Here is a 13,059-nt window from a genome sequence, read left to right as displayed (position 1 = left end):
CAAAGCTGACATTAACGACTATAATATAGACAGGTCGCCACCTTCTTTGTGCCTTTGTATGACGGGCATTCCCGAAGGTCTATCACTGCACGTCGCTGGCGGCTTTCGGCGTACAAGGGGGTGTTTCATGGCAAATCATGTCTGGGGACTGATGTCCCATCCTGGTCCCGAACTGCAGCAAATCCAGCGTGAGCGGGAAACCGTTTCACATGTGTATTCCCACCATGTTCTTTTAATGGCGTTGATCCCGGTCGTCTGTTCGTTTATCGGTACAACACAGTTGGGCTGGAACTTCGGTGACGGTCAGAAGCTGATGGTTTCCATGATCACCGCATCATATATCGCCGTTATATTCTATGTTCTGATGCTCGCCGCTGTCGCACTGATGGGGCGCATAATCTACTGGATGGCACGACGTTATGACAGCCGCCCGTCACTCAACAGCTGCATTGTGTTTGCCGGTTACGTTGCTACGCCGATGTTCCTCAGCGGGCTTGTTGCGCTTTATCCAATGGTCTGGTTATGCCTGTTCGTCGGTATTATCGGGCTGTGTTACAGTGGATATCTGTTGTATCTCGGCATTCCTAATTTCCTCAATATCGACCGTCGCGAAGGGTTCCTGTTCTCGAGTTCAACGCTGGCAATGGGGGTTCTGGTATTAGAGCTACTTCTGGCTCTGACGGTGATTATGTGGGGTTACGGAACACAGTTATTTTAATGACTTGTGAGATGAGGTTTTGCTCCCTCCCCAGCGAAGGGGAGGGAGTTTGATGCGTTAATCCTGCCAGTTTTTCAACTTGCTGGTTTTTCCAATCCCCGGATTGAAGCTGTTAGTCGGGTCGGCCTGCCGGTAGAATTCTTTGAGATGCGGCTTCGCCAGATATAAATGGCCAACGTTGTGTTCGGCCGGATATTCCGCGCCTTTGGCATCCAGAAGTTCAAGCATCCGGTGCTTCAGGGCCTTACTGTTCGCGCCTTTTTTGACAATATAATCCTGATGGAAAACGTGGCACATGAAATGGCCGTAATACAGTTTTGCCACCAGCTGATTGTCGATATCTTCCGGCAGTGTTTCGAACCAGTCGCGGTCATTACGACGTAAGGCGATATCCAGCGCCAGAATATCTTCCACTTCTTTTTCATGTACTGCGTGATAACGCACGGCAGCACCCGCAGCGGCAAAGCGGTGCAGGAAAGCTTTCTTACCTTCGTCAGCCGAGCAGATAAAGAAATCACCCTGGCCATCACTGAAGAATCGCGTCAGGAAAGTTCTGGCTTCGTCTATCCCAGGGCCGGACATTTTCAGCAGCAAGTGATGCTCGAAACGGTCCCGGTACTGCTTCATGCGTGGTGGAAGGTGATTTGGCAGGGCTTTGCTCAGGCACTGCATCACGCGGTCGCTGAAGTTTTTCGGCAGGAAAGGCACCTTACTGATGCGTGCATCAAACTTCCCTTTGGCAGTAAACATGTCCGGCATTTTGTCGGTGCCAAGTTTATCGATCATCATGAAAGTGTCTTTGCCGTAGATTTCAGTGATATCGAAAATATCCCGGTGCATGTATTCACCTGCCACCGGAAGATTGGCAAAATCACGCAGGATCTGACGGCGTAATTCAGTCAGCACTGCCGTGTCATTGGTGCCGATATAAAATACCTGCTGCTGAGTTTCAGCCGGGAAAGTATCCAGTCGTACGGCAAATACCGCCAGCTTACCCGCACAACCTGAGGCTTCAAACAAACGTCGCTCATCGGCATTAAAACGTGATGGCGTATCAGCGTCTACTTCGCGTACCCGTGCAGCATAATCATGATCAGACGCAATACCTTGATCTTGCAGAATATCACTTTCCAGATAATCGGCTTTTTCCAGACGGGTCAGGATTTCTTCCGGCGTTTCGCCAAGATTAATCCCCAGATGATTAATCAGGCGTAATTCACCTTGCGCGTCGATCTGTGCATAAAGCGCCATTTCGGTATACGCGGGGCCGCGTTTGACCAGAGACCCGCCTGAATTATTGCAAATTCCTCCGACCACTGAGGCACCGATACACGATGAGCCAATCACCGAATGCGGTTCACGGTTGTAAGGTTTGAGAATTTTTTCCAGCTTATAGAGGGTGCTTCCGGGAAAGCCGATCACCTGATGACCGCCGTCGAGCAACTGGATTTGATCAAGTTTGAGGGTGCTGAAAATGACAATATCGCGGTCATAATCATCGCCGCTTGGCGTTGAGCCTTCGGTCAGGCCGGTATTGGCAGCCTGCATGATGACGATTTTATCGGCGGCGATACAGGCTTTGAGCAACTGCCATTGTTGCAGCAGCGTTTGCGGGAAGACCACGGCCAGCGCTTTGCCGCCGCCCGAACGAAATCCTTTGCGGTAGCGCTCAGTATTGCTGTCTCCGGTCAGTACATGACGGGTGCCAGCAATCTCTTTGAGCGTGGCGATAAGTGACTGATTATCCATTTCATCTTCCTTTGTAAATGAGATGCCATCTAATCATGGACTTAAATGATACTTGTTAAGTTAAACTCCATTCGGGATATTCGTTAGGTAATTTCACTTAGTCTGTTGCATTTTTGTCATGCGCTGTCCATTAAATCGTCATTGATGTGTCATAAAACTCGCGCTTAATGAACGCCAGATTATGAAAGCAACCGAGAGACAGCATCATGGCGCAAGCTCAACTCAAGCTGGCACAGGCTGAATATCCTCAGACCGGGCCACAGCATTTGAACAAAGTTCTGGACGTGAAAGGCTTGGTGAAATCCTACAAATCAGGTCAGCGCGTTCTGAATGACATCAATTTTGATCTACACGCGGGCGAGTTTGTGGCGGTGATCGGGCGGTCTGGCGCAGGGAAATCGACTCTGTTGCACGTCCTGAACGGTACCATTCCGCTCACTGAAGGTAGTGTAGTGTGTCATTACGAAAACGGTGAACAGCAGCAGTTGGCGGGTTTAACCGGTAAATCTCTGCGGCGCTGGCGCTCCGGCTGCGGAATGATTTTTCAGGATTTTTGTCTGGTTCCGCGTCTTGATGTGCTGACCAACGTATTGCTGGGCCGCCTGAGCCATACCTCAACGTTCAAATCTTTTTTCAATCAGTTTGACGACGAAGACCGTGCCCGTGCGATTTCACTGCTTGAGTGGTTGCATATGTTGCCTCATGCGTTGCAGCGTGCTGAAAACCTCTCTGGTGGTCAGATGCAACGCGTGGCGATTTGTCGTGCCCTGATGCAGAACCCGAAAATCTTACTGGCTGATGAGCCTGTTGCGTCGCTGGATCCGAAAAATACGCTGCGCATTATGAATGCGCTGAAAAAAGTCAGTGAAGAAAATATCGCCGTCATGGTCAATCTGCACTCGGTTGAACTGGTGAAGGATTATTGCACCCGTGTTATCGGCATAGCTAAAGGGCAAATTATTTTCGACGGTCATCCGGATCAGTTAACTGACGGTATTTTGCATCAGTTATACGGTGAAGAACACGAAGCAATAAACAGTTAAACAATAACGTTATTTATTTTGCAGTGCTTATTTCTACTTTCTCTCAATCTACACAAGGTCATCATTACATGAAGAAGTTATTACGTCTGGCAGTCTTCGTAGCAGGTTCTTTTACCGCGATGCACAGTATGGCAGAAGATGCTCCTAAAGAATTGAATTTAGGTATTCTGGGTGGCCAGAATGCGACTCAACAAATCGGCGATAATCAGTGTGTGAAAGATTTTTTCGATAAAGAATTAAACGTGGATACCAAACTGCGTAATTCATCCGATTACTCAGGTGTTATTCAGGGGTTATTAGGCAAGAAAGTAGATATGGTATTAAGCATGTCACCTTCGTCTTTTGCCTCTGTCTATATTAATAACCCGAAAGCCGTAGACCTTGTGGGTATTGTTATCGACGATACTGACAAATCACGTGGTTATCATTCTGTTGTGGTCGTTAAAGCCGACAGCCCGTATCAGAAATTATCTGACCTGAAAGGTAAATCTTTCGGTTTCGCTGACCCGGATTCAACTTCTGGTTACCTGATCCCGAACCAGACTTTCAAGAAAGAATTTGGCGGTACCACCGATAACAAATACAACAACTTCTTCTCCAGCGTCACCTTCTCCGGCGGCCATGAGCAGGATATTCTTGGCGTGCTGAACGGTCAGTTTGAAGGCGCAGTCACCTGGGCATCGATGATCGGCGACCGCGAAACCGGTTATACATCCGGTGCATTCAACCGCATGATCCGCATGGACCATCCGGACCTGATGAAGAAAATCCGTATCATCTGGGAATCTCCGCTGATCCCTAACGGCCCGATTTTAGTGCGCAGTGATCTGCCACCGGCCTTCAAAGCCAAACTGGTTTCTGCTATCAAGAAACTGGACAAAGAAGATCACGCCTGCTTCGTGAAAGCAGTTGGCGGTAAACAGCATATCGGCGAAACGTCCCTGGCTGAATATCAGCAGATTATTGATATGAAGCGTGAGCTGACTAAAGGCGGTCGCTAACCCTTTGCTTCCTCCCCTGCGAAGGGGAGGAATAATGATTATCATCTGCAAACCGGAAATATTATTTTGAATAAAGACTTCAATCGTTATTACCAGCAGATCCGCGGAAAACAAAAACGTGAGGCGCTGATCTGGTCAGGGCTGATGCTGTTGTTATATTTGTGGTCAGGCAATGTTTCCGAACTTAATTTAAAAACGATTATTGTCTCCGCGCCTAGCTTCTTTGATTATATTGGTCAGACGGTGCCGGTATTACACTGGTCACTTTTATTTGCTGACGGTCATACAGAAGGCTCACTGGCATATTGGGGATATCGTCTTAATATTCAGTTGCCGCTAATTTGGGAAACTATTCAGCTGGCGTTATCCTCGACGATATTATCAACCGCGCTGGCGGTTATTTTGGCATTTCTCGCCGCGGGTAATACGGATTCCCCTAAATGGGTGAAATTCAGCATCCGTACTTTTGTCGCTTTTCTGCGCACCATGCCTGAGCTGGCGTGGGCGGTGATGTGCGTTATGGCCTTTGGCGTCGGCGCTATTCCGGGCTTTATCGCGCTGACGTTACATACGGTCGGTAGCCTGACCAAACTCTTCTACGAATCCATTGAAACTGCATCGGACAAGCCGGTGCGCGGCCTGAGAGCCTGCGGAGCAGGGCGTTTGCAGCGTATGCGTTTCGCTATGTGGCCGCAGGTCAAACCGATTTTTCTGTCCTACAGCTTTATGCGCCTTGAAATCAACTTCCGCCAGTCCACGATCCTCGGCTTAGTCGGAGCTGGAGGGATAGGGCAGGAGCTGATGACGTCGATTAAACTGGACCGTTATGATCAGGTCAGCATGACCTTGCTGCTGATCATTCTGGTGGTGTCGGCGATGGATTTCCTTTCCGGTAAATTGCGCAAACGCGTCGTGGAGGGCACTTTCTGATGTTAACTGATGCACTTGAACCTCATGTTGTCAGCAGCCTGAAACAGCAGCACGGACATTTGTTCGCCGCCCAGCGCCGCTATCTGCGTTATCTCGCGATACTGGCAGTCGCCATCGCGCTGTATTACGTCTATTTCTTCAGCTATTTCGGTATTCCGTGGAGCGAAGTGGTGCGCGGCACCCGCGAAGTCGGGCGTTATTTCCTGCGCATGTTCGTCTGGCATAACGTCTCTGAATGGCCGTTTAAGTATTACTTCACGCAGATTGCTATCACGCTGGCGATTGTGTTTGCGGGCACAATTACGGCGTCTTTCCTGGCTCTGCCACTTTCCTTTCTGGCAGCGCGCAACGTGATGTCAACGCCGGTTCTCAGACCTGTTTCCATGATTATCCGGCGTATTCTGGACGTGCTGCGCGGCCTGGATATGGCCATCTGGGGGCTGATTTTTGTCCGCGCCGTCGGCATGGGACCGCTGGCCGGTGTGCTGGCAATTGTGATGCAGGATTTGGGCCTGCTCGGCAAACTGTACGCGGAAGGGCACGAAGCGGTAGAACGCTCGCCGAGCCGCGGTTTGCGGGCTCTGGGGGCTTCTCCGTTACAGACTCATCGCTTCGGGATTTTCACGCAGTCTTTCCCGACATTCCTCGCGCTGTCGCTGTATCAGATTGAATCCAATACGCGGTCTGCTGCTGTTCTCGGTTTTGTTGGCGCGGGCGGGATAGGACTGGTGTATGCGGAAAATATGCGTTTATGGAACTGGGATGTGGTGATGTTTATCACGCTTATCCTGGTTGCCATTGTGATGACGATGGATAAGATTTCATCGATATTGCGCGCCAAATACATTCATGGCGAAGAGATTGATTTGTTTGAGCCGGAAGAGCGAAAAATGAAGCCACCGGTCGAGCTTTACCGTCCGTAACAAAGCGCATTTAAAAGGCGGCATCCGCAGGGACGCCGCCTTTTGTTATTTTACTGATGACAGATTACTCGTCGAAATACCAGTAACCCTGATTCACCAGGTCGGTCAGTAGGGTGACGAATTCAGGATCCTGTAACGCGGCACCCAGTTCTTTCTGACTGATCAGCGTGTAACGGCACAGCGCGTCGGCGGCATCATGCTGAGCAGTTTCCAGCGGTTCGCTGTTCACAAAGAAACGTTCACCGACATTCAGCACTCGCAACCCGCTCAGTCGGATCAGGCTATCGCCCTGCACCAGCGCATCCACGATTTCCTGCGCTTCATAAGGTGGCTGTGCCGGTGCGATATCCAGTTCATGGCGCGGAGTGGTAGCAAAACGGCCAAACCACTGTTTGAAATCTTCCGGCTGGCTGAGCATTTCAACCATCATCTGGCGCACTCGGTCCAGCTCATACTCTTCCACTTTTCCGACATGATCACGCAGCGTCAAATCCGGATCGCTGTAGTGATTGCCACCCAGATCGTTTTCCAGCGCATAGTCAGCAAAGCTGCTGATGAAATCGCGCGAGTTAGGGCCACGGAAACCGACAGAATAGTTGAGGGCAGTTTCATGGGTGAAACCGTCATGCGGGAAGCCTGGCGGAATATACAAAATGTCGCCCGGTTCGAGGTCTTCATCAATGATGGGTGTGAAAGGATCGACATGCAGTAATGCCGGATGCGGGCAAAACTGACGCATCGGCAAGGCATCGCCCACGCGCCAGCGGCGGCTGCCCATTCCCTGAATGATAAACACGTCGTACTGGTCGATGTGCGGGCCGACACCGCCGCCGGGTACGGAATAGGAAATCATCAGGTCATCTAAACGCCAGTCCGGTAATACACGGAAAGGCTTCACCAGTTCGGCGGCGGGCAGATGCCAGTGGTTAACGGCCTGCGCCAGTAATGACCAGCCGGTTTCGCCCAGTCCATCAAAATCTTCAAACGGCCCGTTGCTTGCCTGCCATTCCCCATTTTTATGGCTCACCAGACGGCTGTCCACTTCCGGTTCCATCGCCAGACCAGCCAGTTCGTCCGCAGAGATGGGATCGACAAAATTTGAGAACGCTTTTTTAATGACAACAGGTTTTTTTTGCCAGTATTTCTCTAAAAATTCCGGCCAGTCCAGATTGAGTTCATAAGCCATATGATTTTCCAGTGGGAAGACAAACGGGCCTGATTATAGAGAGAGTGCAAGTTATCGTGCTTTGTTGTGGGTCAAAGCTTGGTAATTGAGGAGGGAATAGCAGAAGGAGGATAAAAACTCCCTCCCCTGAGAAGGGGAGGGAGAAAGCATCAGGACTTAGCGGCCAGTACCACCAGTTTCTGGTTCACAAACTCTTTGATACCTAAATCAGACAGTTCGCGGCCAAAACCGGAGCGTTTCACACCACCGAAAGGCAGTTCGGCTGCGGTATCCGTCGGTGAATTAACGTATACCATCCCGGTTTCAATCTGGCTCGCCAGCTTACGTGCGCGGGTTAAATCGCGGGTGAATAACGAGCCGCCCAGGCCGTAATGGGAGTCATTGGCAAGTTTCACCAGTTCCTCATCATTTTTCACCACATACACCTGCGCAACCGGGCCGAAGAACTCTTCGAAGTACGCCGGATTATCGCGGGTAATGTGCGTCAGAATGGTCGGCTCAAAGAAATTCCCCGGATTATCGCTCACTTTCTTGCCGCCAAAGTGCAGTTTTGCACCGTGCTTCACGGCGTCATCAACCTGTTTGCTCAGCGTTTTCACCGCATCGGCGGAAGACAACGGTCCCAGCGTGGTTGATTTATCCAGCGGGTCGCCCATTTTCAGCGCCTTAAAGTGCTCGGTGAATTTTTTCAGGAACTCATCGGCGACTTTCTCATGAATGATGAAGCGTTTGGCGGCCGTACAAACCTGACCGGCATTTGACACGCGCGCCTGAGCACCGGCTTTGGCAGCTTTATCAATATCGGCATCATCGAGCACGGCAAACACGTCATTCCCGCCCAGTTCAAGGGTCGCTTTCTTGAGCTTACCTGCGGCGCGTGCAGCCACAATGGCCCCGGCTTTTTCCGAGCCCGTCAGCGCGACACCCTGAACACGGTCGTCATCGATGATTGCGGCCACCTGATCCTGCGAAATAAACAGATTGGTATAAGCCCCTTTTGGCGCGCCTGCTTCGGCAATCAGTTTCTCAAAAGTTTCTGCACAATGAGGAACGATACTGGCGTGTTTCACGATAACGCTGTTACCGGATACCAGGTTTGGTGCAAGCACACGCATCAGCTGATAGAACGGGAAGTTCCACGGCTCGACGGCCATGATTACACCAATCGGATGATGCTCAACCCAGGCTTCGCCGAGATCGGATTTATATGGCACAGGTTTGAGAAATTCCTCGGCGTTTTCAGCATAGAATTTCGCAATATCGGCGCAAATTTGTACCTCACCACGGCTCTGACCGATGAGTTTCCCCATCTCCACACTGACCACTTCTGCCAGTTCATCGACACGGGAAGCCATCAGTTCTGAAAGTTTATGCAGCACTTTAACGCGTTGCTTAATGTCGCCTTGCGCCCAGTCAGATTTATACAGGGCATGTGCCGTGGACAGCGCTTCCTCTACCTGTTTGTCGTTATGGGTCTGATATTCTTTGATGAGTTTGTTATTGAACGGGTTTATCGTTTGATATGGCATGTGTTGCTCCTTGTTTTGTGGCGTGTCGTCGACAACAACGGCACGTTGGAATTGAGGTGCGTTCGCCTTACTGCGTTCTTTCTCAACAGAACATTAAGCATAGTCGAAAAAACGTGACCTCAGTCTCACAGACACCTCATGCAACACAACAGGAATGTCTGATTATTGGGCATTCCTGCCGGCCCTGCCATACGCGGGCTGTGGCCTGTCTCTAAGAACAATCGGCTTTACGTAACTTTGCGGCGCACTGTTAATGAATTGTTTTCAGCAAGCGATTGATAAATTTACCGCTCACTTTTATGCTGGCTTTCCTTCAAATTTCCGACATTGAGAAACTCATGAAGCTTGATGCGATTCCGTTTTGTACGACTGACTGGAGTGACGTAACGCCAACACAACATCCGGGCGATACCGGCATGGCGCTGTGGCGTACGCAAAAATTTGGCGATATCCGGGTGCGTATTGTTGAATATTCAGCAGGTTATGAAGCAGATCACTGGTGCAGTAAAGGCCACGTGTTGTTCTGTCTGGAAGGTGAGCTTCATACCCGTCTGGAAGATGGTCGCAAATTTACGCTGTCGCCGGGCATGAGTTATCAGGTGGCGGATAATGCCGAAGCACATCGTTCTTCCACTCCGGTGGGCGCAAAGCTGTTTGTAGTCGACTAGCGGTTTGTTGTTTATAAGAAAATTCGCCGCCAGCCTTGTGCTGGCGACAAGGAGCAGCAGGTGAGTAAATTACGGGTTGGTATCATTTTTGGCGGTAAATCGGCAGAGCACGAAGTGTCACTGCAATCAGCAAAAAACATTGTTGATGCGATTGATAAGCAACATTTTGATGTGACATTACTCGGCATCGATAAGAAAGGAGAATGGCATATCAATGATGCCAGCAATTATCTGATCAATGCAGAGAACCCTTCGCTGATTGCCCTGAACCGCTCGAATAATCAGGTTGCGCTGATCCCTGGGCAAACGGAAAATCAGTTAATCGAAACCCATAGTGCCAGCGCGTTATCGCAAGTGGATGTGATTTTCCCGATTGTCCACGGCACTCTGGGCGAAGATGGTTCGTTGCAGGGATTGCTGCGCATGGCCAACATCCCCTTCGTGGGCTCCGGCGTGCTGGGTTCAGCAGTCAGCATGGATAAAGATGTCACCAAGCGCTTGTTGCGAGATGCCGGTTTATCCGTCGCCCCGTTTGTCTGCCTGACCCGCGCTAACCGCCAGAAACATACCTTTGCCGGAGTCTCTCAGCAGCTCGGCCTGCCGCTGTTTATCAAGCCTGCGAATCAGGGATCATCAGTAGGTGTCAGCAAGGTCAGTGATGAAGCAGGCTTTGTACGGGCGCTCGATGAAGCGTTCAGCTTCGACCATAAAGTGCTGGTCGAGTCCGCCATAAAAGGCCGAGAAATCGAATGCGCAGTGCTGGGTAATGATTATCCCCAGGCCAGCGTGTGCGGCGAAGTTATCCTGCACGACGAATTTTATTCTTACGATACCAAGTACATCAATGAATCCGGCGCTTCTGTTGCCGTTCCGGCAGATTTACCGCAGGAAACGAATGACCGCATTCGTGCCATTGCTTTACAGGCATTTCAGGTGCTCGAGTGCCGAGGTATGGCGCGTGTGGATGTGTTCCTGACCGGGCAGGGCGAGGTCATCATTAATGAAATCAATACGCTGCCAGGGTTCACAAATATCAGTATGTATCCAAAACTCTGGGCTGCCAGCGGCTTAGGTTACAGCGATTTGATCACCCGCCTGATTGAACTTGCGGTGGAGCAACATCACCAGGACAACCAGCTAAAAAGCTCAGCCAACTGACGGGCTGGTTTCAGGGGAATGCGCCAAAGGCGGGGAGAGATCTCTGCCTTTTGTGTTTTGTGATAGCGATTATTCCACCACCAGTTTCACCTGTTTTCCAGCCAGACACAGCATCAGAATCAGGGCATCCAGAGTAAATTTATCCGTTTTTTTGTTCACTACGTCCGAAACCCTCGGGCGTGAAACCTGGAGCACTTTGGCTGCATCACTCTGACGTAGATTTTGCAGTACTATCCATCTGCCGATCTCAGTCATGAGTTGTTCTTTCAGGGCAATGGTCTGAGCGATTTTAGCCTGCGAGTCTGCATGTAAAGATTGCGCTTCATTTTCGCTAAACCCTAAATCCGCAAAGACATTTCCGCCTGCCGGTGTGATATGGCGTGAAGCAACATCAATTTCTTCTTTCATTTTCTCTCCTTTGGCGTTCTCTGACGATCTCAGCGTACCTTGTTTTTATAATGGCGATATCCGCCAGAGAGGTTTGCTGAGTCTTTTTCGCAAAGCAATGAAGGATGTAAATAGCATCTTCAAATTTTGCGATATAGACGACCCGGAATGTGCCGGCAAAGGCATCAAGCTTGATTTCAACCACGCCGGATCCCCAGTCATTGACGGATTTCCATTGTGTCGGGGGGAGTCCGTGCTGGATCTGCTCGAGTTCATAGCCTGCCCGTTTTTTGACATCGGCAGGAAAATTGCGCAAATCTTTGAGTGAGCTTCCCCGCCAGTCGATATTTTTAGTCACCGTCACTTTCCTTGTGTATAAAATTTTATACCTAAATATACCTCACGCCAACACCTTTATATGACGGCAGAGCCGGTGAGGGAGAAAGCGGATATAATTTTGCGCAATACGCCGTAATAAATGGGGTTTCGCCAACGCAGGAAAGGAAAAAGGCAGGAAAAATCTCTGCCTTCTGTGTTTTGTGATGGGGATTAAGCCCGGTAACGCCAGAGCAGAATTGCGACACCGGCCAGGCTGGTGAGAGAAACACTGTGGAGCGCGACCACTGCACCGGCATTTTCTGCCAGATAACCGGCAATGGCGGTGGCAATGGCGGCGATGAACACCTGTCCGCGCCAGGCGAGAGCGCTGGCACGCGCAACATCCGCGCCCTGGAAATGGCTCAGAACCCCGAAAGTCCCCAATGCAAACACCACATTCGAAGCCAGATGTGCACCGAAAATGAGTGTCAGCGCGGCGAGCGGCCATAAGGCGAAGTGCGGTAACAGGAAATATCCGGCCAGAAACAGCATTAGACATACTAAAAGTCGCAGGTTGCTGGCGCTGTAATGCCGGAGTTTCTCCGCATTAAGCAACAGCGGCCCGCAAAGTTGCCCGAGACTGCGCGCAAAAAGAAGCGGCAGCGCCAGACTGGCCGTATCCTGCGGGTGCATTTGCTGCGCCAGTGCCGGTAACAATGCCATTGCCGGCGAACCTACCGCCGCGAGTGCCGGTAGCAGCAAGACGCTTCGTTTTTGCAAAGGCGTAAACGTTTTCCAGTGAAGTGGCGGTTCGGCATCATTTTTTGAAGGGGAGTTGTGCGGGGTACAGACTTTAAAGAGGGCTAATGATCCTGCCAGCAGAGCCGCGGATGTCGCGAAACTCAGAGCATCCAGTGCCAGCAGGCTGAGCGGTGAAAGCACATCAAACAGTAAAACGCCCAATCCGGTGCCGAGTAATACCTGTGCGGCGAATATCAGGGTTTCCAGCGCCGTTGCCGCCGGTAACTCTTCGGCGCTAAGACCGCGTTTGAACAACAATGTCAGCGCCGGATAACTCATCCCGCTGAATAACGCCTCCGCAGACTGAACGGCCAGCAGCGCCGGAATGTTATGAGCCAGCACGCCATACAGCGGCATCATCAGCGCCAGCATACCGAGTATTTCGCACAAGATCAGAATGCGCAGTGGCGACATTTTCCGGCAAAGCCTTTCGCCCCAGATACTGCCGAGAAATCCGGGCAGTGTCGCAAGCATATACGCCAGCGTTAATGTCGTGGGCGAAGCCTGCCAGCGCAGCAGTTGCCCAAAAACCACCACCTGTGTCAGACCATTTCCGAGTGAGGATAAAATAAAAGCACAGCCCAGCAGACGCAGCCAGCGGTGGCTGCGTAATGCGCGTATCAGCGCATGCAATAACGAGTTCATGAA

13 protein-coding genes are annotated in these 13,059 nt (G+C 50.8%); 7 read left to right on the top strand and 6 right to left on the bottom strand.

All coding sequences use genetic code 11. The annotated features are described in order from the left end of the window. Positions 1-127 precede the first annotated feature (127 nt). Positions 128-718 (top strand): Yip1 family protein, encoded by a 591-nt coding sequence (locus D5398_RS02450; protein ID WP_120506186.1) that lies wholly within the window; start codon positions 128-130, stop codon positions 716-718. 57 nt (positions 719-775) lie between these two features. Here D5398_RS02450 and dld read toward each other — a convergent pair whose 3' ends face one another. After that, positions 776-2,467 (bottom strand): D-lactate dehydrogenase, encoded by a 1,692-nt coding sequence (dld, locus tag D5398_RS02445; protein WP_120506185.1) that lies wholly within the window; start codon positions 2,465-2,467, stop codon positions 776-778. Between the two features lie 206 nt (positions 2,468-2,673). Between dld and phnC the strand changes: the two genes are divergently transcribed. From phnC to phnE (D5398_RS02425), 4 genes are all read left to right on the top strand, one after another. After that, a complete protein-coding gene (gene phnC, locus D5398_RS02440) occupies positions 2,674-3,510 on the top strand; it encodes a phosphonate ABC transporter ATP-binding protein (protein ID WP_120506184.1) in 837 nt (278 codons plus the stop codon). A gap of 68 nt (positions 3,511-3,578) precedes the next feature. After that, a complete protein-coding gene (gene phnD, locus D5398_RS02435; RefSeq protein ID WP_112291356.1) occupies positions 3,579-4,511 on the top strand; it encodes a phosphonate ABC transporter substrate-binding protein in 933 nt (310 codons plus the stop codon). 66 nt (positions 4,512-4,577) lie between these two features. Further along, entirely contained in the window at positions 4,578-5,441 is an 864-nt protein-coding gene (phnE, locus tag D5398_RS02430) for a phosphonate ABC transporter, permease protein PhnE (RefSeq protein WP_113877879.1), read from the top strand. Continuing rightward, the gene (gene phnE / locus D5398_RS02425; protein WP_120506183.1) at positions 5,441-6,364 is read left to right on the top strand and encodes a phosphonate ABC transporter, permease protein PhnE; all 924 of its coding nucleotides are present in this window, start codon (positions 5,441-5,443) and stop codon (positions 6,362-6,364) included. The genes phnE (D5398_RS02430) and phnE (D5398_RS02425) overlap by 1 nt, the downstream gene beginning before the upstream one ends. Before the next feature lie 64 nt (positions 6,365-6,428). Here the strand turns inward: phnE (D5398_RS02425) and D5398_RS02420 are convergent, their stop codons facing one another. Next, entirely contained in the window at positions 6,429-7,550 is a 1,122-nt protein-coding gene (locus D5398_RS02420; protein ID WP_120506182.1) for a ribosomal protein uL16 3-hydroxylase, read from the bottom strand. Between the two features lie 149 nt (positions 7,551-7,699). After that, entirely contained in the window at positions 7,700-9,079 is a 1,380-nt protein-coding gene (locus tag D5398_RS02415) for an NAD-dependent succinate-semialdehyde dehydrogenase (RefSeq protein WP_120506181.1), read from the bottom strand. Between the two features lie 338 nt (positions 9,080-9,417). On the opposite strand from D5398_RS02415, the gene D5398_RS02410 reads away from it, so the two are divergent. Continuing rightward, positions 9,418-9,747, top strand: coding sequence for a DHCW motif cupin fold protein (locus D5398_RS02410; RefSeq protein WP_120160728.1), 330 nt, complete (start codon positions 9,418-9,420; stop codon positions 9,745-9,747). Between the two features lie 60 nt (positions 9,748-9,807). Continuing rightward, positions 9,808-10,905 (top strand): D-alanine--D-alanine ligase, encoded by a 1,098-nt coding sequence (ddlA, locus tag D5398_RS02405; protein WP_120506180.1) that lies wholly within the window; start codon positions 9,808-9,810, stop codon positions 10,903-10,905. 69 nt (positions 10,906-10,974) lie between these two features. Here the strand turns inward: ddlA and D5398_RS02400 are convergent, their stop codons facing one another. The 3 genes from D5398_RS02400 to D5398_RS02390 all read right to left on the bottom strand — a co-directional run bounded on the left by D5398_RS02400 (position 10,975) and on the right by D5398_RS02390 (position 13,056). Further along, complete coding sequence (locus tag D5398_RS02400; RefSeq protein WP_120506179.1) at positions 10,975-11,313, bottom strand: helix-turn-helix domain-containing protein; 339 nt, start codon at positions 11,311-11,313, stop codon at positions 10,975-10,977. Then, positions 11,297-11,650, bottom strand: a complete 354-nt coding sequence (locus D5398_RS02395; RefSeq protein WP_120506178.1) for a type II toxin-antitoxin system RelE/ParE family toxin — start codon at positions 11,648-11,650, stop codon at positions 11,297-11,299. The genes D5398_RS02400 and D5398_RS02395 overlap by 17 nt, the downstream gene beginning before the upstream one ends. Positions 11,651-11,841: 191 nt before the next feature. Then, entirely contained in the window at positions 11,842-13,056 is a 1,215-nt protein-coding gene (locus D5398_RS02390; protein ID WP_120506177.1) for an MFS transporter, read from the bottom strand. Positions 13,057-13,059 lie beyond the last annotated feature (3 nt).

The organism is Rahnella bruchi (assembly GCF_003614975.1).
GTDB classification, from domain to species: Bacteria; Pseudomonadota; Gammaproteobacteria; order Enterobacterales; family Enterobacteriaceae; genus Rahnella; species Rahnella bruchi.
The sequence above is the reverse complement of the archived record's forward strand: the minus strand, read 5'-3'. Positions and strand labels throughout refer to the sequence as shown.

Excerpts from the sequence above, each read along its gene's own strand:
- D5398_RS02400 (WP_120506179.1), bottom strand. The coding sequence starts at position 11,313 with ATGAAAGAAGAAATTGATGTTGCTTCACGCCATATCACACCGGCAGGC.
- D5398_RS02415 (WP_120506181.1), bottom strand. The coding sequence starts at position 9,079 with ATGCCATATCAAACGATAAACCCGTTCAATAACAAACTCATCAAAGAA.
- phnD (WP_112291356.1), top strand. The coding sequence starts at position 3,579 with ATGAAGAAGTTATTACGTCTGGCAGTCTTCGTAGCAGGTTCTTTTACC.
- D5398_RS02450 (WP_120506186.1), top strand. The coding sequence starts at position 128 with ATGGCAAATCATGTCTGGGGACTGATGTCCCATCCTGGTCCCGAACTG.
- phnC (WP_120506184.1), top strand. The coding sequence starts at position 2,674 with ATGGCGCAAGCTCAACTCAAGCTGGCACAGGCTGAATATCCTCAGACC.
- phnE (WP_120506183.1), top strand. The coding sequence starts at position 5,441 with ATGTTAACTGATGCACTTGAACCTCATGTTGTCAGCAGCCTGAAACAG.
- dld (WP_120506185.1), bottom strand. The coding sequence starts at position 2,467 with ATGGATAATCAGTCACTTATCGCCACGCTCAAAGAGATTGCTGGCACC.
- D5398_RS02390 (WP_120506177.1), bottom strand. The coding sequence starts at position 13,056 with ATGAACTCGTTATTGCATGCGCTGATACGCGCATTACGCAGCCACCGC.
- D5398_RS02410 (WP_120160728.1), top strand. The coding sequence starts at position 9,418 with ATGAAGCTTGATGCGATTCCGTTTTGTACGACTGACTGGAGTGACGTA.
- D5398_RS02420 (WP_120506182.1), bottom strand. The coding sequence starts at position 7,550 with ATGGCTTATGAACTCAATCTGGACTGGCCGGAATTTTTAGAGAAATAC.